20 protein-coding genes and 1 pseudogene are annotated in these 20,933 nt (G+C 68.4%); 7 read left to right on the top strand and 14 right to left on the bottom strand.

All coding sequences use genetic code 11. The features are described 5' to 3' along the window. Window positions 1-150 precede the first annotated feature (150 nt). Genes RZR99_RS00840 through RZR99_RS00830 form a run of 3 tightly spaced genes read left to right on the top strand, consistent with a single transcriptional unit; the run spans window position 151 to window position 2,333 of the window. Window positions 151-471: a hypothetical protein gene (locus RZR99_RS00840; RefSeq protein WP_323117819.1), complete on the top strand. Its 321-nt coding sequence runs from the start codon at window positions 151-153 to the stop codon at window positions 469-471. A gap of 27 nt (window positions 472-498) precedes the next feature. Further along, window positions 499-1,569 (top strand): radical SAM protein, encoded by a 1,071-nt coding sequence (locus tag RZR99_RS00835; protein WP_323117818.1) that lies wholly within the window; start codon window positions 499-501, stop codon window positions 1,567-1,569. 44 nt (window positions 1,570-1,613) lie between these two features. Then, the gene (locus tag RZR99_RS00830; RefSeq protein WP_323117817.1) at window positions 1,614-2,333 is read left to right on the top strand and encodes a hypothetical protein; all 720 of its coding nucleotides are present in this window, start codon (window positions 1,614-1,616) and stop codon (window positions 2,331-2,333) included. A 43-nt stretch (window positions 2,334-2,376) separates the two neighbouring features. Here RZR99_RS00830 and RZR99_RS00825 read toward each other — a convergent pair whose 3' ends face one another. The 4 genes from RZR99_RS00825 to RZR99_RS00810 form a co-directional block, all read right to left on the bottom strand. Then, window positions 2,377-3,843 (bottom strand): GDL motif peptide-associated radical SAM/SPASM maturase, encoded by a 1,467-nt coding sequence (locus RZR99_RS00825; RefSeq protein WP_323117816.1) that lies wholly within the window; start codon window positions 3,841-3,843, stop codon window positions 2,377-2,379. Window positions 3,844-3,916: 73 nt separating this feature from the next. Next, a complete protein-coding gene (locus RZR99_RS00820; protein WP_323117815.1) occupies window positions 3,917-4,501 on the bottom strand; it encodes a DUF1842 domain-containing protein in 585 nt (194 codons plus the stop codon). A gap of 52 nt (window positions 4,502-4,553) precedes the next feature. Beyond that, window positions 4,554-5,171 (bottom strand): DUF1842 domain-containing protein, encoded by a 618-nt coding sequence (locus RZR99_RS00815; RefSeq protein ID WP_323117814.1) that lies wholly within the window; start codon window positions 5,169-5,171, stop codon window positions 4,554-4,556. 69 nt (window positions 5,172-5,240) lie between these two features. Next, entirely contained in the window at window positions 5,241-5,426 is a 186-nt protein-coding gene (locus RZR99_RS00810) for a DUF1843 domain-containing protein (protein ID WP_323117813.1), read from the bottom strand. Between the two features lie 532 nt (window positions 5,427-5,958). Here RZR99_RS00810 and RZR99_RS00805 point away from each other — a divergent pair. The 3 genes and pseudogenes from RZR99_RS00805 (at window position 5,959) to RZR99_RS00795 (ending at window position 7,950) form a co-directional block, all read left to right on the top strand. Beyond that, on the top strand, window positions 5,959-6,081 hold the full coding sequence (locus RZR99_RS00805) for a hypothetical protein (protein ID WP_323117812.1): 123 nt from the start codon (window positions 5,959-5,961) through the stop codon (window positions 6,079-6,081). Between the two features lie 116 nt (window positions 6,082-6,197). Beyond that, a pseudogene (locus RZR99_RS00800) lies at window positions 6,198-6,902 on the top strand (GNAT family N-acetyltransferase); the annotation flags it as partial. A 250-nt stretch (window positions 6,903-7,152) separates the two neighbouring features. Then, on the top strand, window positions 7,153-7,950 hold the full coding sequence (locus tag RZR99_RS00795; RefSeq protein WP_323117811.1) for a transporter substrate-binding domain-containing protein: 798 nt from the start codon (window positions 7,153-7,155) through the stop codon (window positions 7,948-7,950). A 64-nt stretch (window positions 7,951-8,014) separates the two neighbouring features. Here the strand turns inward: RZR99_RS00795 and sctC are convergent, their stop codons facing one another. From sctC to RZR99_RS00745, 10 genes are all read right to left on the bottom strand, one after another. After that, on the bottom strand, window positions 8,015-9,817 hold the full coding sequence (sctC, locus tag RZR99_RS00790; protein WP_323117810.1) for a type III secretion system outer membrane ring subunit SctC: 1,803 nt from the start codon (window positions 9,815-9,817) through the stop codon (window positions 8,015-8,017). 113 nt (window positions 9,818-9,930) lie between these two features. Next, window positions 9,931-11,595, bottom strand: a complete 1,665-nt coding sequence (gene pilV / locus RZR99_RS00785) for a shufflon system plasmid conjugative transfer pilus tip adhesin PilV (RefSeq protein WP_323117809.1) — start codon at window positions 11,593-11,595, stop codon at window positions 9,931-9,933. Beyond that, window positions 11,595-12,077, bottom strand: coding sequence for a type IV pilus biogenesis protein PilM (pilM, locus tag RZR99_RS00780; protein WP_323117808.1), 483 nt, complete (start codon window positions 12,075-12,077; stop codon window positions 11,595-11,597). Before pilM ends, pilV begins: the two co-directional genes overlap by 1 nt. Window positions 12,078-12,114: 37 nt before the next feature. Then, window positions 12,115-12,669 carry a type 4 pilus major pilin gene (locus tag RZR99_RS00775; protein ID WP_323117807.1) on the bottom strand — a complete coding sequence of 185 codons (555 nt, stop codon included), beginning with the start codon at window positions 12,667-12,669 and terminating at the stop codon, window positions 12,115-12,117. 38 nt (window positions 12,670-12,707) lie between these two features. Beyond that, complete coding sequence (locus tag RZR99_RS00770) at window positions 12,708-13,784, bottom strand: type II secretion system F family protein (RefSeq protein WP_323117806.1); 1,077 nt, start codon at window positions 13,782-13,784, stop codon at window positions 12,708-12,710. After that, window positions 13,774-15,354, bottom strand: a complete 1,581-nt coding sequence (locus RZR99_RS00765; protein ID WP_323117805.1) for a GspE/PulE family protein — start codon at window positions 15,352-15,354, stop codon at window positions 13,774-13,776. Before RZR99_RS00765 ends, RZR99_RS00770 begins: the two co-directional genes overlap by 11 nt. Next, entirely contained in the window at window positions 15,351-15,839 is a 489-nt protein-coding gene (gene pilP / locus RZR99_RS00760) for a type IV pilus biogenesis protein PilP (RefSeq protein WP_323118022.1), read from the bottom strand. The genes RZR99_RS00765 and pilP overlap by 4 nt, the downstream gene beginning before the upstream one ends. Before the next feature lie 16 nt (window positions 15,840-15,855). After that, window positions 15,856-17,136: a type 4b pilus protein PilO2 gene (pilO2, locus tag RZR99_RS00755; RefSeq protein ID WP_323117804.1), complete on the bottom strand. Its 1,281-nt coding sequence runs from the start codon at window positions 17,134-17,136 to the stop codon at window positions 15,856-15,858. Further along, window positions 17,133-18,872: a PilN family type IVB pilus formation outer membrane protein gene (gene pilN / locus RZR99_RS00750; protein ID WP_323117803.1), complete on the bottom strand. Its 1,740-nt coding sequence runs from the start codon at window positions 18,870-18,872 to the stop codon at window positions 17,133-17,135. The genes pilO2 and pilN overlap by 4 nt, the downstream gene beginning before the upstream one ends. Continuing rightward, on the bottom strand, window positions 18,872-19,405 hold the full coding sequence (locus RZR99_RS00745) for a toxin co-regulated pilus biosynthesis Q family protein (protein ID WP_323117802.1): 534 nt from the start codon (window positions 19,403-19,405) through the stop codon (window positions 18,872-18,874). Before RZR99_RS00745 ends, pilN begins: the two co-directional genes overlap by 1 nt. Window positions 19,406-19,704: 299 nt before the next feature. Here RZR99_RS00745 and RZR99_RS00740 point away from each other — a divergent pair, with 299 nt between their 5' ends. After that, window positions 19,705-20,811, top strand: a complete 1,107-nt coding sequence (locus tag RZR99_RS00740) for a type IV pilus twitching motility protein PilT (RefSeq protein WP_323117801.1) — start codon at window positions 19,705-19,707, stop codon at window positions 20,809-20,811. Window positions 20,812-20,933: the final 122 nt, after the last annotated feature.

Genomic DNA, 20,933 nt, shown 5'->3' with positions numbered 1-20,933 from the left:
TAGCCCGATATCCATACGTTTAAGTTGTTCATCGATCCGATCCGAATCGGCGATTCAAATCCAGCTTCTCGCTAGCTGTTTAAATAGCGAATACGCCAGGGGGACGACATGGCTGCCACGCCCGAAGATTCACGCGCCTTCGAAAAGGCCTTGCTTAAAACGCTCCGCTTCGGCGGACTGGACGACGACAATCTCGCCGAACTGGTCACGCTGGTCGCGGGGCTGCATACCTCCGGACTCCAGAACATCCGCGTGTTTCCGCGCGGCATACCGCCCGTGGTCGACGGTTTGACCGTGCAGGCCGTGGTCGAACCGAAGGCGTTCAGCGCCATCCTGTCCAACGTCGTGCTGCAGACGGCGCGCGTCCACGGCGTCATCGTGTTTCCGTACGGCATTCCGAACGTCGAGATGGTCGGCGTGACGGTGGAACTGGGCGCGACGAACCAGCAGGCGAACGCGCTCGAAGGCTGACACCGTCCACACCATTCCGGGGGCGTCATGGCGTGCAACGGCGCGGGGCAGTTGCCGGTCATCCAGATCCATCCTTCGTTGCGCTGCAATCTGTCGTGCGGGCATTGCTACTCGCATTCCGGTCCGTCCGCCGCCTTGCGGCTGGATCTCGCCACCGCGTGCGACGCCGTGTCGGACGCGGCGCGCATGGGGTATCGCGTGGTGTCGGTATCGGGCGGCGAACCGATGCTCTACGACGGTCTCGTGGAACTGCTCGACCACGCGAAATCGCTACGCCTGCTCACGACCGTGACGAGCAACGGCTTCTTTCTCGACGCGAAGCATCTCGATGCGCTGCGCGGCCGCGTCGATCTGCTGGCGCTGAGCCTCGACGGCCCGCCCGCGCTGCATAACGCGATGCGCGGGTCGCCGCGCGCGTTCCAGCGGCTCGCGGCCGGGCTCGCGAACGTGCGCCGGGCCGGCATCGAGTTCGGCTTCATCCACACGCTCACCCAGCATACGTGGGCCCACCTGATGTGGGTCGCCGCGTATGCCGCGCGCAAGAAGGCGGGGCTGCTGCAGATCCATCCGCTGGAACTGAGCGGCCGCGCCGCCGACACGATGCCCGGCGACGCGCCGCCGTTCGATGTCGCGGGCCGCGCCTATCTGCTCGCCGCCGCGCTGTCCGGCAAGTACGCGGACCGCATGCAGATCCAGATCGACCTGCTGCATCGGGACACGATCGCCGCGCGCCCGGATCTCGTCTATGCGTCGGATCCGGCCGCCGACGAAACCGCCTCGCCCGCGTCGCTGCTCAAGGTGATCGTGCTGCAGGCGGACGGCACCGTGGTGCCGGTGTCGCACGGCTTCGACCGGCGCTACGCGCTGTGCAACGTCCACGAGCAGCGGCTGGCGGATGCGTGGCCGGCCTATCGGGACGACGGATACCGGCGCTTCACCGCGCTGTGCCGGCAGGAATTCGCCGCGATCCGCGCGGGCGACGCGCCGCTGCTGATGAACTGGCACGAACGCATCGTCGCCCGCAGCCAGGCGGCGGGCACCGGTGTCCCGCTCCCGGCGCCGCGCGCCGCGCGCGCGCATCGCGCACCGCCGCCTTGACCCGTCGCCGCATCACACACAACGACAACCCGAAGGAGACCGTCATGAAAAGCCTGCTGCCCCCGCTGCTAGCCGCCATCGCGTTGCTGTCGTCGGGCTGCGTCGCCCCCGTCGCGTTCACGAACCCCTGCCAGGTGATCTCGGCGAACGGGACCGGCTCGTGCAAGGCGACCGAGCCCGTGACCAGCGCGACCGTCATCTTCAATACCAACTTCGATCCGTCCAATGCGTTCTCGCTGACCTACGACAACGTCGACGTCACGTCGAAGCTGACGCCGCCGCCCGCGGCCGGCGGCACCAGTCATCTGCCGCTGCCGCAGCCGCCGTCGCCCGCCAACTATCCGACGACCGCCGCGCACGCGCTGGTCGCGAACGACACCTGCGGCTTCTTCTGCGTCTTTCCGTCGGTCACGATGAACTTCACGCCGCCGCAGCTGCTCTTCGCGGCAACCGCCGACCAGACGCCCGTCGTCGCGGGGCTGTCGACACCGCAATTCGCGGTGGTTCAGCTCGACAGCGTGCTCTCCCTCTCGACGCCGATGGCCGTCACCATCACCGCGAATCCGCCCATCGTCTCGTTCTCGGCCACGCAGGACGGCCCGCGCAGCGGCGGCCCGTACGTCGCGACGATGCAGGTCAACACCAATTACGCGGTGTTCTATCTGCATGCGAACGAAGGCGCGTCGCAAGGCATGAACTTCACGCTGCACGGCACGGCATCCGGCGTGAGCGACGGCAACCAGTCGGGCGTGGTGGTTCCTTGAAACAGGAAGGCGGAAGGAGGGTCACCCGCCTTCCCCGACCGGATCACGCATCGCCCGCCGGCAGGCCGAGCATCCGTTCCAGGTCGCGCATCAGCGCGCGGCGATGCCGCGCATCCGCCTCGTACGCGTGCGCCGCCGCCTCGATATCCGCGCCGCAATGCGGGCACGTCTGCTCGCTTGCCTGCACATACCCGTCGCAGCCCCGGCACAGATTCAGCCTCGGCGGAATCCGCCCGACCTCCGGCGCGCGCTTGCCCTTGTTCTTCCAGGTCAGCTCGATCACCTGCCCCGAGCGGACGATGCTCGAGACCGGTTCGCCGTCGGCGATACGCTCGGTCACGAGGTCGAAGCGCCCTACCGCGAACGACGCGGGCCCGGCTTCCTGGACCTTCTCGATCCGTTCGCGCAGCCCCTGCTTGCGCAGCTCCAGCACCCGATAGTGACAGTACGGATTGTTGCCCGGCTTGCCGAGCAGCGAATGCGAAGTCCACGTGCAGCCGCCCCGGCACACGTCCGCGTAATAGCAGCTCCGGCAGAACCCCCACAGATCGTCCACCGACCGCAGGCGGCCGAAATGGATCGCCTCGCTGTCGTGCCAGATGTCCTCGAGCGACAGGTCGCGCACGTTGCCGCCCGCGAAGCCCACGGTGGCGAGCGACGGGCAGCCCTTGACGGTGCCGTCGGCCTCGAGCGCGATCACCGACTGCCCGGCCGAGCATCCGGTCCAGTGCACCCGCTCGTCGCCGAAGCCGCGCCACAGATGCTCGTACGGGCCGTAATAGCCGATGTTGTTGCCGACCGTCATCAGCAGGCCGCGGCTCTGGCCGTCGGTGTACAGCTTCGCGAGCAGCGGCATCAGTTCCGCCAGCTGATAAGGCTGCAGCAGCAGTTCGTCGTGGTCGACCGCGTTGCCCATGGCGACCGTCAGCTGAATCTGCCAGTGCGTCGCGCCCAGTTCGATGATGGTGTCCATCAGCGCGGGCAGATCCGGCATCGTCGCGGCGCCGATCTGCGTGTTCACGCTCACCGCCAGGCCGGCCGCGCGGGCGCGCGCCAGCGTATCCGTCGCGCGTTCGAACGCGCCGGGCACGTTGCGCACCTTGTCGTGCAGCGGCGCGAGACCGTCGAGCGACACGCCGACGCCGTTCAGGCCGGCTTCCACCGCCTCGGCGAGCCGCCGGGGCGTCAGGTTGCGGCCGCCCGTCTGGATCGCGCAATACATGCCGTGCGCACGGATCGCGCGGATCAGCTGGGTCCAGTCCTTGCGCAGATACGCCTCGCCGCCGATCAGCGAGACCTCGCGCGTGCCGAGCCGCGCGAGCGCGTCGATCACCTCCAGGCACTCGGCCGTGTTCAGCTCGCCGGTTCGCCGATGGCCGGCCCGGGAACCGCAATGCAGGCACTTGAGATCGCAGGCCAGCGTGATTTCCCAGACGGCGTGCACCGGCACCAGGCGTTGACGGTCCCGGTCGGTCAGATAGCGGGCCGGGCGCGCTTGCGTGATGCTCATGTCGAGGTCTCCCGATCGAACTGCCGGCCGCCGCGCACGGCCTCGCGGCCCGCGCGCGGCGGTTCGTCGCGATTTAGCGGCGCGCCGTCAGCCGCGAGATTTCCGTCTCGAGCTTCGCGAGCGCGGCCGAGATCGCGTCGTGGTCGGCAAGCTGCTGCTCGGCCTGCCGCGCGAGCGCCTTCATCCGGCTCAGATCCCCGGACGCGCGCGCTTCCTGCAGGCCGACGCCGTACAGCGGCACGGGATGATCGTGCGGCGGCAGGTGCGGGATCGGCGACGTATCCCGGGTCACGACGGCATGCTGGATCGCGTGCCAGCGATCGTTCTCGAAGAACCGGTAGTGCGCCGTGCCGGACTGCCAGTCGGGTTTCAGCAGGCCGTGGAACTCCAGCACTTCCACCTGCGCGCTGACGGGGCCGGCCGGGGTGCCGTGGAGCGACAGCGTGATCAGCGACTCGGCCGCGTGATCCGGCTTCAGCTCGGCGTAGCGCCCCCAGACGCGCCCGCGGATCGGCGGCAGCGCCAGCGCCTGGGTGATGACCGAGAACCCGGAGACGGATTTGTCCGGCGTGTTGACGAGCAGGTTCAGGTACAGGACCGGACCCAGCAGATTGGGCACTGCGACGCGATATTGAACGTGAAAGAGACCGATGGTCATGACGATAACTCCGCGAGAAGGAATGATTGACGACGAGGTATCGCGGGACGGCTCAGTGCCGGCCTTCGAGCTTGCTGATTTCCGCCTTGAGCGCGTCCAGTCCGGCCGCGATCTCGTCGCGGCTCGACAGTTGCTGGCGGGCATACGCGGCGAGCGTCTGCATGTGCGAGAGACTGCCGGACGCGGCCGCGGCCTGCAGGCCGACGCCGTACAGCGGCACCGGGCCGGTACCCGGGTCGATGACCGGGCCCGGTTCGAACGGCACCAGCTCCGGATCGATCTTGACCGGCACGTGCTCGACGACGCGCCAGCTGCCGTCGTAGAAATAGCGATACGTGCCGACGCCCGTGCGTCCGTCGGCGGCCAGCAGCAGTTCCGCGTGGAAGGTCAGGATCGAATTGGAATGCGGGCCGCCGTCGTTGCCTGTCAGCGAGACGTGCACGACCGTGCCGCCCGGCGCGGGGCCGTGGCCGCGGAGATAGGTGCCCCAGACGTCCGCGTGGAACTCGACGGACGGAGGGCTCACCACCTGCGTGACCGCCGCGGTGCCGGCGACGCTGCTCTCCGGCGCAAAGACGAGCAGGTTCAGCTTGAGTTGCGGCGCGCCGGGTGCGCCGGTGCCGACGGTGTAGCGAACCGGGAACAGACCAACGCGCAGATCTTCGGACATGTGTGTCTCCTGGGGGTCGAGTTGTCGAGCGACAACGGAACGGTAAAAACAGCGTGGAAGCGACGGCGACTACGATTCGAGCCTGGCGATTTCGACTTCGAGCAGCTCGAGCGCGACGGCGAGGTTGCCTTGCTCGCTCAGCAGCGAGCGCGCCTGCGTGCGGAGCGCTTTCATCCGCGCCAGATCGCCCTCGGAGATGGCCTGGTGAATCGCGACGCCGTAGGGCGGCGCCGGATGGGATTCGGCTTGACTCATGGTTTTCCTCGTTGGACAGGAACGGCGGTTGACGGCCCGGCGATCCCCGTGGACGGCGGCGGCCATGCCGACGCCGCGCGCGGCGTCGCGCGTTGCGAAAAACAGTCATGGGCCGGTGTCGGCCCGCTCGGGGAAACGCGCGGCCCACACCGCGCGCGATACCGCGACTGGCCCATCGCGGACAGATCGGCGCGCCATGCGGCGACAACGGCGAATCAAGTGAGCCCCGTGCGTCCCGCCGTCGGAGCGGAACGCTTTGCGTATCGTGATCTGGTCTGTGTAATAGATTAGGTCGCTTCCACGGGTTCGCTATCTACCAGATCTGGTAGGCGATGCGCGTCGGCATCGCGCGCCTTACCGCCGGATAACACCGATGCCGTCTTGTAAGCGAAGGCGGTGTGATTTTCTTTCGAGTCCTTATCGTTGCCATGCGAGCCCCGCTCTGCTTCGCGCTCGCCGCCGCGCTGTCGCGGTCCGCCTGCGGCGACGGCGGCGCCGCGACGCCGGCGGAGGGACGACAGGAGACCGGCATATGCACGCGGCCCGGGCCGACGACGCGCAAACGCCGCTCGGCACCGTGCCGGAACGACGGCAGTCGAAAGCGAATCTCGACGGGTTCTGCTCGAACCCGGTGTGCGTGACCGTCAAGGGGTAAGCGCGCCGCAACGGCTCGATGGCCCCAGCCGGTTTGCATCGCCTGGCTCTTCCCGGGGAGCCAAGGGCACGGTATCTTTAGCGGTTGTCCCGTGCCACTGTTCATCAGGATTGCTCATGCCCACCAACACCTACGATCAACCCATCGGCACGCCGCTCGCCGGCTGGACGCCGCGGCCGAGGCCCGCGCGCGACACGCTGGCGGGCCGCTACTGCACGTTGATGCCGCTCGACGCGGACCGCCATGCGGACGATCTGTACGCCGCCTACGCGCAAGCGCCCGACGATCGCGCCTGGACCTACATGGGCGTCGGCCCGTTCGCCGATGCCGCCGGCTACCGCGTCTATGCGCAAAGCGCGGCGGCCAGCGCCGATCCCTTCCATTTCGCGGTGATCGACCATCGCACGGGCAAGGCGGTCGGCACGCTCGCGCTGATGCGGATCGATCCGGCGAACGGCGTGATCGAAGTGGGATCCGTCACGTTCTCGCCGTTGCTGCAGCGCACACCCTGCTCCACCGAAGCGCAATACCTGCTGATGAAGTACGCGTTCGATACGCTCGGCTATCGCCGCTACGAATGGAAATGCGACAGCCTCAACGCGCCGTCGCGCCAGAGCGCCGCGCGGCTGGGATTCCAGTTCGAAGGCATCTTCCGCCAAGCGATCGTCTACAAGGGACGCAACCGGGACACCGCGTGGTACTCGATCGTCGACGGCGAATGGCCCGCCCGCCGCGACGACTTCGAGCAATGGCTCGCCGCCGGCAATTTCGACGCGGCGGGCGCGCAGCGGCGCTCGCTGGCCGAGATCCGCGCCGCGCGCAACGCGTAGCGCGATCGTGCTGCGGGTGCGCGCGGGCGACGCGCGCACCCGGTCTGTCCCGCGCCGCCGCTCCCGAAAAACCTCACCGCCGCGCCGGCTCGTCCGCGTCGCGCGCGCCGGTTATTTTTGTCCGGTTCCCATCTTCCGGCCAAACGGCGAGAATCGGGTCCGCCGGCCCGAAGGTTCGGGCGCGCGCGAGCGCGCCGCTCCCCCGTCCCGGCCGGACACAACCCGCCACCCGGAGACTGCGATGAAACCTCTGTCCTTCCTGCTGCGCACCGTCGTCGCGGCCGCCGCGCTGAACTTCGTCGCGCCCGCCGCACATGCGGCCGACGTGCTCGACTCGGTCAAATCGAGCGGCGTGCTGAAGATCGGTATCGAAGGCACCTACCCGCCGTTCGGCTATCGCAACGACAAGGGTGAACTCGAGGGCTTCGACATCGATGTCGCCAAGGCCGTCGCGGCGAAGCTGGGCATGAAGCCGCAGTTCGTCACGGTCGAGTGGAGCGGGATCATCGCGGGGCTGCAGGCGGGCAAGTTCGACGTGATCGTCAATCAAGTCACGATCACACCGCAACGCCGCGAGGCGATCGACTTCAGCCAGCCGTACCTGTACTCGGCGGCCCAACTGATCCAGCGCGCCGACGACAACCACGACTACGGCGCGCCCGGCGCGATGAACGGCCGAAAGATCGGCGTGACGCTCGGCACCAACTTCGCGGATCTCGCGAAGACGATTCCCGGCGTGACCGTGCTCACCTATCCGGGCGCGCCGGAGAAGCTGCGCGACGTCGCCACGAAGCGGGTCGACGCGAGCATGGACGATCGCCTGATGCTGCCTTACCTCATCAAGACCTCGAACCTGCCGTTGAAACCCGGAGCAACGGTGAAGGGCGGCGAGACGCAGATGGGCATTCCGTACCACAAGGGCAATCCGAAGTTCGGGGCGGCACTCGAAGGCGCGCTGAATGCGCTGCGGCAGGACGGCACGCTGGCGAAGCTGTCGGTGAAGTGGTTCGGGGCGGACTACACGAAGCCCGCCGCGTAACGCACAGGATTCGGGTGCCGTCCGCCGCATGCACGCGGCGCCCGAGCCTTCATGCCGGGCTTTCTCACGGCTCGATCACCCGCGGCGACACCAGGAACAGCCGCTCCGTGTGGCTATCCTTCTTGTCCGTCGAGCGAAACAGCGCGCCCAGGAACGGCAGCTTCGACAGCAGCGGCACGCCCGACAGCATGCTGGAACGCGAATCCACCTTGTACCCCGCGATCAGCAGCGCCTGGCCCTGTTCGATGAACGCCTGCGTGCTGATTTCGTTCGACACGATCACCGGGATGTTGTCGACCGACCGCGACGAGAGTTCGCCGTCGACGATCCGCACGTCGAGCTTGATCTGCGTGCGCCCGCCCTCCTCGATCACCATCGGCAGCACGCGCAGCGACACGCCCGTCGAGATGCTGTACAGATCGGCCGATGTGTAGCCCGCGACCCGCACGAAGAACTGCGTCTTGTTGTCCATCACGGCCTCGATGTTGTCGAGCGTCGTGACCTTCGGGCTGGCATCGGTCCGCGCCTGATTGGTCGATTCCAGCGCGTTGATCCGCGTCAGCAGATAGCGCCCCGCGTCACCCAGCACCGCCGTCAGCGACAGCCCCATCGGCGTCGCCAGCGCACTGCCGGAATCGCCGTTGCCCGATAGCGAAATCGATCCGAAGGTCGGATTCAACGAGCCGTTCGCGTAGGAATTCTGCAGGGTCTGCCCGGTGCCCGTCTGGATGTCGAGGTGGCTGTTGTGCGCGCGCCAGTCGACGCCGAGCTGCTTCAACGCGCCCTCGTCGATCTCGATGATGTGCGCCTCGATCTCGATCAGCCGGGGCTTCACGTCGAGCAGCGCGATCAGGTCCGGGTACTGGGACATGCGCTCGGGCGCGTCGCGCACGAGGATCGAGTTGGTGCGCGGATCGGCCTGGATCACCGGGAGTTCGTTCGCATCGGCGCCGTCGGCCTGCACGCCGGCCGGCGCATCGCCGGGCGCGCCCGGCGCGCGCATCCCGCCCGGGCTCGACAGCGCGGCGCCCAGCCCGCCCGGCGCGCCCGTTCCCCCGCCGCCCGCGCCCGGCTGGCCGGTCTGCAGGTAGGGCGGCAGCGGCGGCAACGGCGCCGTGCCGCCGCTGCCACCGCTGCCGCCCTGGCCGCCGCCGAGATCGGTCATCGGCGCGGCGCGGTTGATCGGGCGGCCCACGGTCGTCTGCGAGCCGGGTTTGCCGCTGCCCGGGTGATACATCCGGTTGAGCAGCGCCGCGACGCCCGGCATCGATACGGTCTTGCCGTCGACGTTCACGTCGCGGTCGGCGGCCCATGCGTGCTTCAGCGAGAACACGCGGATCGTGGTGCCGCCGGTGCGCGCCGAGTTCTCGTCGAGGCGCGCGGCGACGCTCGCCACCAGCTCGACATAGCGCGGCGGCCCCGCGACCAGCGCGGTGCGCTGCTGCGCGCTGTAGACGATCGGGTAGCGCGGATCGGCGACCTTCATCTGTTCGAGCAGGTCGCGCAGGTCGCCGGTATTCGCGTGATCGAGCTTGAGCAGCGTGCTCTTCATGTCGCTCGCGGGCGTCACGTACAGCACCGTGCCGTCGAAATACCAGACGAAGCCGAACGACGCGGCGAGCGTGTCGAGGAATTTCTGCGGCGACATCTTCATCTTGCCGCTCACGACGCCGCTCACGCCGGACGCGATGTTGGCCGCGACGTTCTGGCTCGCGGCCAGGTCGCGCAGCACGTCCTTCACGTCCTTGCCCTCCGCCGAATACTGGATCTCGGGGCTGCGCCAGCGCACCGGCGCGGCATCGGCGGGGGCGCCCGCGAACGAGCACAACAGCAACAACGACAGCAAAACGGGAATCTTGGCCTTCATGGGTCCGTCCGGAAGGGGCGGGCGGCCGCTGGGCCGTCGCGCACCGTGAAAAGGAGACCCATGCAGTAGACCTCAGCCGGGCGCGGCGGGTGCCGCGCGTGGCGAAGGTCCGTTCAATAGAACGAATTGACGGTCCACCCGGTGACGAGCGGCGTCTGCAGGAAGGTTTGCGTGCTGTTGCAGTAGTTGGACGTCCAGGGCGTCGCATCGCGGTCGTAGGTCGCCCAGTTGCTCGACAGCACCACCTTGTAGCCGCCGCGCGGTTCGGCGGCCTGGTTCAGCGTGACGTTGATCGTCGACGCGTCGTCCCTGAGCTTGGTCGATTGCGCCTCGCCGTGCGCGATGCTGTTGCCGCTCTGGAGGTCGACGATGTCGACCATCAGCCGCATCTGCCCTTCCCAGCCCGTCTTGTTGCAGTTCGCGTAACTCATGTGCATGTACGCGCTCACCGAAATCAGGCCGTTGTTGTCGAGCTTCACCTGGCGTTCGATGTTGTACGTGTAGGTGCCGTCGCTCGAATGGCCGACCGCGCCGCCGTGGTAGGGGCCGTAATAGGTGCGGGCGCAATTGAAGTCGTTGGCGCCCGGCGTCGCCATGATGATCTCGCAGCCGATGTCGGTGTCGCCGACCTTGATGCCCGATTGCGGCAGCCACTTGCCGTTCTGGCAGGTCAGCAGCTGGCCGTCCGCGCCCATCGACACCTGGCCGGCGCCCGGCCGGGCCGGGTCCGGCGAGCACCGGCTGTTCACCACCACGGTGCCGGTGATCTCCAGCCGGTTCGCCGCGACGATGCCGGGCACGATCATGTTGCCGTCCTTGTCCACGGCGAGCGCCTGCCAGCCGTTGCCTGTCCACGCATATGCGCGAAACGTGTCGAGCGTGAGCCGCACGTCGCCCTGTTCATTGGTGTTGTCGTTGGGCAGCTGGTAGGCCGTGGCGACCGGATCCTTCCAGTGCCCGCCCACGTTGCGCCAGTAGCCCGCCTTGCAGCTCAGCACGTTACCGGCGCCGTCGGCCGCGACCTTGCCGTTCGCGTAATTGCCGTTCGTGCCGCAGTTGGCCGCGTCCGCGCTGCCGTTGACGAAGGTGTGCGTGAGCCAGACCGGCACCTGCATCGCGTTCGCCTCCGGATGGCCGTTGACGCCGACCCGGTACAGGTAGTCGCTGTTGATCTGCTGGCCGGGGCCGTTGAAGAAGATTTCGTTGGCGAGGTGGCCCGGGCCCGGCCGGGCGCACTTGTCGGGCGTCGCGCCGCCCATGTAGGCGTCCAGCGCCATGCGCCAGTTGTCGTAGGCGCCGCGCGCCTCCGCGGGATAGGCCGCCGTGACCGAGCCGCCGCCCGGCCCGGACCCCGCCGCGATCGGCCCCAGCTCCACGTCCTTGATCGCCTCGCCGCCCGTCGTCACGACGAGCGCGTCGAGCCCCTGCGCGTTCGCGGTTTTCTTGATCAGCACGCAGGTGCCTTGCGCATACGCGTTCAGCGGGCGCAGCGTCGCCGACAGATCGTTGCTGCCCCTCAGGTCATCGAGCGTCATCACGACCGGCTGCTGCGTATTGGCCTTCTGCATCCATGCGTCGTAGTCGCGCTTCAGCGCGCGGGCGGCCGCCGCCGTCACCTGCGCCTGGTATTGCGCGGCCTGCTGCGCGCGCACGTCCTCGATCGACGTGTTCATCATCGCGGCGATGCCGGCCAGCATCAGCGCCGCGATCGCCAGCGCGCCGAGTATTTCGATCAACGCGAAGCCGCGCGCTCGGCGGCGAATCGGTCCGTATGCCATCAGTACGCCCGTCCCATCCAGACCGGCAGGCCGTCGGCGATGGTCACGCCGGCCGGCAACGGCACGCCGTTCGCCGGCAGCCGTCCGTCCGCGAAGCCCGAATGCACGACCGCGCCGCGATACGCCTGCCCCGCGAACAGCGAACCCTGCGCGAGCGTTTCGATCTCGCCGACGATGTTGACGACCGGCCGCGCCGCCGCATAGGTGACCACGGTGCCGTCCGACACGTAGTTGCGCCAGAGCGGATTCGCGCTCCGGTACCAGGCCGGAAACCAGGGTTGCAGCTGCGCGGCGGTCACCGGCCCGTGCGTGCCGGGGTTCTGGCGCGCGTAGTCGAGCGTTGCCTGCCGGTACACGGAGAGGTTTTCGGCCAGCGCCTGCGCGGCCTGCGGCGGCGGCAGCGCGGACGCGCCCCCGCCGGACAGCGTGGCGTAGACGGCGGCGGCCGACGCGAGGATCAGGGTAATGGCGAGGGCGTACATGAGGGCGGATGCGACTAGGCCGGCGGCGCGGGCCGCGTCAGTTCGACTTCCAGGTAATGGTCGCGTTGTCCGTGCAGTTCGCCGTCGCCGTGTCGGGCGAGATGGGATACGGCATTTCATTCTTGCCGTCCAACATTGCCGACTTCCAGTTACCGCCCGCGGTCAGCGTATTGATGCACACTTCCTTCGGCACCTGCGTATAGGCAACCGTGAAGGTTTGACCCGTGCCGGTCACCTTGACCGTCCCGCCCCACGTATTTGAAACCGCGCCCTTGTCGGCCGGCGTCAGCGTTCCGGGGAACACCTTGGCCGCGATCAGGTTCGGATTCATGTCGCCGGCCCCGTAGTTGTTCATCTGTCCCATGTAAAGCTTGCGCGTTCCCGTCTGGATCGCGTTGAGTTCCTGCGTCAGCCGGTTGGTATTCGCGCTCGAGAACGCGGAGCCGAGCAACGCGATCGCGCCGACGATCACGATCGCCGCGACCCCCAGATACGCGATGCTTTCCAGCAGCGACGCGCCGCGCTGCTTGTGGTGACGGCGGCAGAAAGCCGGTTCGTGCCGGTAGGCGGCGGGCATGCCAAGTGGTTTCACGGTGGTTCTCCTGGTGCTGTTATTGAAGGTAGGCAACGTCAATGCATCGCGCGCGTCATCGCGGCGATTTCCTGCTGAATTCCGAAAAAACCCGTCACGAGCCAACCGATCACGATCGCCATCACCACGATCGCGACGCCGTTCAGCACGCGCATCTGCGCGGCGATCCGGGCGACCCCCTCGTCCAGCCACTCGTCCGCGAGCGTCTTGAGCGCGTTGTCGAAGCCGCCGTACTCGGCGTAGATGCACAGATCCTCGACGATCTCGCGCGACGGAAACTGATAGCCGGTGTGATGCAGCGCCTCGCCGGCGTTGAGGCCCGACTTCACGCCGAGCAGCGTGTCGTCGATCCGCTCGCGCAGCCACGGCCCCGAGATCGCGCCGATCTTCAGCAGCGCCCGCTCGACCGTCACGCCGGCGCCCTGCAGCGCGGCGAACGCGATCAGAAAACCGCTGCCCGCGACGAGGCGGTAAATCGAATACGGCGGCACGCGGTCCGCATAGATCCGCAGCGGGCCGCGCCAGCGCGGCAGCGACAGCGCGAGCGCCGCGCCGAACGCCGCCAGCACCGCGACCACCAGCAGCATCCAGCTCTGCACGAACAGCGACATCACGTACAGCGAGCGCGCCGCGCCGTGCCAATGCTCCGGGTCGGCGATCAGCGCGAATTTCGGAATCACCCGCGTGCCGAACAGGTACAGGTAGCCGAGCATCATCACGAGCAGCCCGACCGGGTACGCGACCCCGCCCGAGATCGCGCGGCGGATCCGGCGGGCCGACAGCACGATGTCGGTCACCGACACCAGCGCGGCCTCGACGCGCCCCGCCTGCTCGCCCGCCGACACGATCATCTGTTCGGTCGCGGGCACCCAGGCGTGCATCGCCTCGGACAGCATCTGGCCGTTCTGCACCGCGAAGCGCCAGTCGGACAGCACGATCGCGAGCGGCTCGTTCGGCTTGCGGCCCTCGCGCGACGCGCGCCATTCGAGTTCTTCCAGCACTTTCAGCAGCGGCAGCCCGTTGCCGAGCATCTTCGCGATCTTGCGATAGAGGCGCAGCCGTTCGTCCGCGTTCAGCGAAAACTTCGCCCAGCGACGGTTCAGCTCAAGTGCCATAACTGAATCCGACCAGCGACAGCTGCTGCCTCGCCTCGCCCACCGCCTGCGCGAGCGGGCCGACCACCCGCTCGACGCCGCGCGGGTCGACCAGCCCCGCCGCGACCTTGCGCAGCGCGTGCTCGGCCAGCGTCACGCCGCCGAGCGTGCGGGTCCAGTATTCGATCGCGCCGGCCTTGTCGCCGTCGCGCAGGTACTCGAACAGGCGCGCATCGGGCAGGATCACCTCCGCGACCACCGTGCGGCCGACCGTGCCTAGCTCGCGGCAGTGCGCGCAGCCCTCGCCCGCGATGCAGACGTCGTGCAAGCGGCCGTCGAGCGCATGGCGCAGCCGCGCGAGCAGCCCGGGATCGACGGCGTCGGCGTGATCGGCTAGCCGGCGCTTGCAGTGCGGGCACAGCAGTTTCACGAGACGCTGGCTGATCAGCCCGGAGATCACCGTATGGTCGGTGACCATCCGCGCCGGCAGGCCGAGATCGATCAGCCGGTCGGCGATCGCGAGCGCGCTGTTCGCGTGCACGGTCGTCCACACCTGGTGGCCCGTCATCGACGCGCGCAGCGCGGTCTGCCCCGACGCGCGGTCGCGGATCTCGCCGATCATGATCGTGTCCGGATCGAGCCGCATCGCATTGGTGATCGCCGCCGTGAACGCCGCCCCGCGCGCCTCCTCGGTCGGCGCGTTCGCGACGGGCGTCTGCACCGCGCCGTCGATCGGATATTCGATCGGATCCTCGACCGTGATCACGTGCAGGCTGCCGTGCGACTCGTCGATCTGCGCGGCCAGCATGCGCTGCAGCGTGGTCGACTTGCCGGAGCCGGTCGGCCCGCTGATGATGTTCATCCCGTGCGGCTGCGCGCGCAGCGCGTCGAACGCCGCGACATGCTCCGGCGCGAAGCCGAGCGCCGCGAGATCGGTCGAATCGCCCGCGTCGTTGTACAGCAGCCGCAGCACCATCAGGCTGCCGTCGCTCGTCGGCGTCGTCGCGATCCGGACGCCGTATAGCGCATCCGGCAGCTTGTCGCGATCGCCGATGCTCGCGTCCTGCCGCTCGCTCGGCCGGTAGCTGTTGTCCGAGACGGTTGTCATCGCGCCGTACAGCGTCGCCAGCAGCCGCTCGCCGTGTTCGCGGGTGTGCTCGTTGACGCGCGTCAGTTCGTTGTGGATCCGGAAAAACACCTCGGTGCTGAAACGGTGCACGCGCACATGGATATCCGACGCGCGCTCGCGGCAGGCGCGGCCGATCAGTTCCTTGGCCAGCACCTGCATCACCGTGTGGTCGAGCCGCTCGCCGCCGCCCGACATGCCCTGCCGGTACGCGTCGCGCACCTGCAGCATGGTCGCGGGCGCGAGCCGGTAGGGTCGGCCCATCCGGTCGAGCCGCGCGCGATACGACAGCACGAACGGATTCATCTCGTGGCCGTCGGCGATCAGCAGACGGCCATCGTCCAGCAGGCAGACGAACTTGCGTTCCTCGACGCTGGCCGCGAAATCGCCCGCCTCGCTGACGGCGCGCGGATCGCGGGGCCGGACGGCGTCGCCTTCCGGCGACAGGGGGGTCGGCTGGCTCATGATCCGCTCGCGGGCAAGGTCGGCAACATCGGCACCGCATCGCGCGGCAGGGGCGGATTGCCGCTGAACGCGGCCGCCGCGCTCGACGCCGTCGTCAGCCGGTAGGTCCGGCCGCCGTTCGCGACGACCACCGCGCGCGGCTCGATCGCCACCACGCGGCCGCCGTCCGGCAGTGCGTCACCGCGCTGCACCTCGAACTCGGCGCCGCCGCTCATCCGCATCGTCGCGAACGCGCGCCGGCCGACGCCCTCGATCGCGGTCACCGCCAGTTGCCCGGCCGATGCGCCGCCGCGCGAGCGCGCGAGCTGTGCGCTCCGGTCGCTCACCTGCTGCTCCGTCTCGAGCTTCTTCAGTTGCGCCTGCAGCAGCAGCGTCTCGCTTTGCAGCCGGGTGAGCCGTGCGGCGGTGTCGCCACCGTCATCGGGCAGCGCGGGTTCGGCCGCGCACGCGGCGCCGGCCAGCAGCACCGCGCCGAGCGCGCCGATCCATCGAACCTGACAGCTATTTCGCATAGAGCACCCCTTCGAGAGTCCACTGATTGTTCTGATACGCGATGCGCTGCACGCGCAATCCGGGCACGGCGATCGCGCGCATGAAGTCGGGCGGCGTCAGACCGCCGAGGCTCGCGCTCAACCGGTAGGCGTGCCAGGCGAACGCAAGCGGCGCGCCGGAGCCGAGCTCGGCAGGCAGCACGTCGAGTTTAGCGACCACGCCCAGCAGTTGGAGACGCGACAGAAGTTGCGTCCTGACAGACGAATCGTCGGCGATCGTCGTATCGCCCGAGGCGGGCAATGCGAGCGGCGTGTCGAGTGTCGCGTGCTCGCCGTCCGTGTCGACGACGGCGGCGGGTTCCGCCGCGAGCAGATAGCGCACGTTCGATTCGCCGCGCGCCCACGCATAGCGCGCCGTATCCGGCACGCATTCGTAGCGCTCGAGCAGCCAGCCGCCCGGCGCGAGCCGGCCGAAGCGCGCCGCGCATGCCTGCGCGAACGCCAGCGCATCGGGCAGACCCGCCCACGGATGCGCGGCGCGCGCGCCGCTCGCCTGCCGCGCGGCCAGCTCGGCGCGCACGCGCTCGAGCGCCGCCTCGCGCTCTTGCGCCTCGACCTTCGCGCGGTGATGCCAATACGCCAGCGCGCCGCCGCCCACGACGCACGCGAGCGTCGCGGCGATCAGCAGGGTGCGCGCCGACAGCCGCCGTTCGATGGGCCGCAGCGCCCACCAGCGTTCGGTGCGCGGCCGGCCGCCGCGGCGCGGCAGCAGATCGTCGAGCCGCTTCGGCTGAAAATTCTGGAAGCCCTGCCGCTCAAGCTCGGGCTCGCCGATCACGACGTTCCAGCCGCCCCATGCGTAATCGGTATGCAGCCGTTCGAGCGCTTCCTCGCGGCTGCCGATCCAATCGCCGTTCGGCATGAACGCATGGTCGCGCACCGCGAAGTACGCCCAGCGCCCGTCGGGCAGCGCGAATGCGCCGAGCCAGTTCGGCGCAGGCTGGCGACGGCCGTTGTAGAACGCGCCTTCGAGCCCGATCGCGCGCGACACCATCGCGCCGAGCGACAGATGGCCGGGCGCGAAGCCGTCGCGCGTATTCGCGTAGCCCGCCGCCGCGACGCTGCGGTCGATCCGCAGCACCATCAGGTCGAATTTCAGCTTGCGCGCCAGTTCGACCGCCTCCGCGCGCAGCTCGTTGCGGCGCGACAGCGACTGCCAGAACAGCCCGCAAACGAAGCGCTGGCGGCCGATCTGCACCACCTGCGCGCCGGACGTCCGTTCTTCGGTCACACGCCGCCCCGCTGGGTCACGGGCGTGATCAGAATCACGATCACCTCGCGGGCGCGCTGCGCGTCGTAGCCGCCGCCGAGCGCGATCATGTCGGGCGTGCCCACGCCCTGCCGGTTCAGCGCATCGTTCGCGCCTTCGTAGCCGCTGATCACGAGCGTCTCGCCCGACTTCATCGACACGCGCTGCAGGAAGTTGCGCGTGTCGATCTCGGGCGTCTGGATCCGCATCGCATCCCTCGCGTCGCTGCTCTTCACTTCCTTCAGCCGCAGCAGCGACGAGATGTTGGTCGAGAACTGCAGCATCACCGTGCCGTCGTCGAGCACGTGCGGCAGCAGCGTCATGTTGAAGCCCGTCGTCACCGTGCCCGGCGTGAGCGCCGTCGACGAACCGACGTTCGCCGTGTTGGTGGTCGACACCGCCGCCAGATAGCCGACCTGGGTCGCAACCTGCACGGGCACCGGCTGGTTGTTGAGGGTCGTCACCGACGCGGAGGTCTTGCGGCGCACCTGGCCCTGTTCCGACAGCGCGCGGATCATCAGCGACGTGCCGTTGAAACGGCTGGTCGGGCTCAGCACCGACGCGGACAGCGTGGCGGGCGTCGTCGCCGCCGTCGCGGCCGCCGCGAACGCGTTCTTGATCCCGAATTGCGCGGACAGGGTCTTGTAGACCAGCGTCCAGTCGATCCCGTACGTATCCCCGGAGGACAGCGTCACGCTCAGCACGGTCACGTTGAGCAGCACCTGGCGCGACAGCGAACGGTTCTGCTGCGCCATGAACGCGGCGACGCGTTCGAGCACGTCGGGCGTGTCGGTCACCGAGATCGAACCGGTCGCGGGCGACGCGACCGAGCTGCCGTAGCGCGACAGCATCGACTGGATCGCGCTTTGCAGCCCGTTGAACACCGACAGCTGGGAATTGACCGCCGTGTTCGCCGTGTTGTTCGCGGTGATGCCCGGCGTGCTGGAGGTCGCGCCCGACGAGCCGCCCCCCGACTGCGCGCCTCCCGAGCCGCTATCGCTCGTCGCGCCGCTCACGACCGATGCGTTGAGCGACGAATCGCCGGGAATCGCGTTGACCTGGAACGTGCGGGTATCGGTATGGAAGAAGCGGATCGTGCCTTGCTCATATTTCCAGAACACGCCGAAGCGCGCGCAGGCCGCGTCGAGCAGGCCGCGCAGGCTGCCGCCGCCGTACAGGATGCGCACCGCCGCGAACGACGTGGCGCCGCCGCCGTCCGAGCCGCCCGCCGCCTTGCCGCCGCCCGCGCCCGCCGGCATGCCCGGCGGCAGCGGCGGCACGGACTTGCCGCCCGCGGCATCGAGGAACGCGGGCGCGCCGCGCCCGCCGCCGTCCCCCGCACCGCCCTGCTGCGAGCGCGCCGCCGCCTGCAGCGCGTTCGTGGACACCTGGGTCGGGATCTGGGTGAGCCGCGTGATCTGCTCGGCGAACTCCGACAGCGAGGACACCGAACGGTCGAACGACGCCGCTTCGTCGAACAGCGCGGGCAGGCGCTCGTCGCTTTGCAGCTTCACCGCGCCGGCCGACACCCACAGTCCTTCGTCGACGACGACCGGCGGCAGCCCGTGCACGCGGTTGTCGCCGTCCGACGCGCGTTTGATCAGCGCGGCGGATTCGCTCGAATCGTGCTTCACGTCCCGATCGATCGCCTGCCGCAAACCCGTACAGCCGCTCAGCAGCGCGGCGGCCAACAACGAAATGCCAACGAAGACGCGCATCAGCCCGCTCCCTGCGCGACGACGCGCAACACATGATTGCCACGGTAGAGAATCGCCTGGATCGGCGTCGAGGTACGGCCCAGGCTGGCCACCAGCGTTTGCAGCACGTCCTCGAACGAGCCGTGCAGCGTGGCCTGCGCATCGATGCTGAAATCGACCGGCGCGTCCCAGACCAATTGCCAGCCGGCGCTGTGCGCCCAGCGCGTCAGCACGCCCCGGATCGTGCCGTCGGATGCGCGCACGTCCCAGGCGGGCAGCGGCGCGGCCGGCGGCATCGGCCGGGACGGCGGCATCGCGGCCGGCGCGGCGACGTCCGCCTCGACGGTGGCGACCGCGGTCGACGCGGCCCGCCCCCCGGACGACGGCGGACGCGACACGTCCGCGTATTGCGCCGTGAGCGGCGCGTGATCGAAGCGCTCGCCGACGGTACTTTCGACTGGATTGGAGTCGACCGACGCGCTGCTCGCCGCGCAATCGGTGGCAAAAAACGCGATCGCAAGCGATACGATCGCGGCGGCCCTGGCGCCCTGCATGGTGATGTCCTCGTGACTTGAGCGCATTCGCACGCGCCGCGCTCCGGCATCCCGAAGCGCGAAGACCCATGTGCAGGACCGCCCCGTTCCATGGGTCGGCAATAACCGCATCGAACCCTGGATTACTATGGTCTTACACGTCGGATCTACGCGTGAATATGCTTTATTTAATTCATTATTTCGCGGCAAATATAACCCGAACAGTTTGACAAAAGCTAGTTGGCGTGCAAAATTCAACAAGTTATTCAATTTCCCACCCGCCGCGCGCGCAATACGCCGCTCAATCGAATCGAATCCAGATGAATCAGCATGCCGCCGCCGCGCCGCTTCGCGATCTCGCGGGTGAAGTGCTCGGCCTGATCGACCTGAAGCAGATGTTCACCGACATCCACATCGAGCAGGACCGTCCGGTCATGATCAAGACCCCGCGCGGCTGGATCGAGACCAGCGAGGAGCCCGCGCTGCTCGACGAGATGCGGCCGCTGCTCGACGCGATCGACGAGCACTGGGAGAGCGCGCTGCACCGGGGCACGCTCGACCGCCCGTTCGTGCTCACGCGCTGCCGGCTGCGCTGCCATGTGTACCGGGCGGGCGGCGGCCGCAAGATCGTGATCTCGATGCGCCGGCTGCCGCTCTCGCCGCTGCCGCTCGACCAGCTCGGCCTGCCCGCCTACGTGCGCTCGATGCTCGACAACACGAAGGGCATCATCCTCGTCACCGGGCCGACCGGGTCCGGCAAGACCACCACGATCGCGTCGCTGCTGGAGCACATCAACACCACCCGCAACACCCATATCGTCACGATCGAGGAGCCGATCGAATACTATCTGGAGCGCCGCCAGTCCATCATCTCCCAGCGCGAAGTGCCGACCGATACGCCGAATTTCCCGCACGGGCTGCGCGAGGCGCTGCGGCAGAAGCCGGACGTGGTGATGGTGGGCGAGGTGCGCGACGCCGAGACGGCGGACACGCTGCTGCAGGCGGGCGAATCGGGGCACCTGGTGCTCGCGACGATGCACACGGGCAGCGCGGTCAGCGCGCTCAACAAGCTGCTGTCGTTCTTTCCGGCCGAGCAGCGCGACCGGCACGCGGTCGCGCTCGCGGAATCGCTGATCGGCATCGTCTGCCAGAGCCTCGTGCCGAGCGCCGACGGCGAGAGCCTGGTGCTCGCGAGCGAGCTGCTCTTCAACAACAACAACCAGGTGGCGAAGCTGATCGCCGATCCGGCGAAGCTGCACCTCGTGAACGATTTCATGCGGCGCCGGGAAGACAACATGTCGCGCTCGCTGAACGACGATCTCGCCGCGCTGGCGGCACGCAACCGGATCGCGCCGAAGGACGCGTTGCGCGCCACCTATAATCGCATCGAGCTACATGAAATGATGCAGTCGATTGTTAATCGGTAAGTACACAAATGCGTTGTCAGTCGATTTTACCGATTCAACTAAAATCAATAAAAATTCAGATAAACAGGCCGAACTGCTTATTGATCGACCAACGGTCCTTATTTAATAGGCGGTTTTTTTCG

The organism is Burkholderia alba (assembly GCF_034721475.1).
Lineage (GTDB): Bacteria > Pseudomonadota > Gammaproteobacteria > Burkholderiales > Burkholderiaceae > Burkholderia > Burkholderia alba.
Note: the sequence above shows the minus strand (reverse complement) of the source record. Positions and strands in the feature narration are given on the sequence as shown.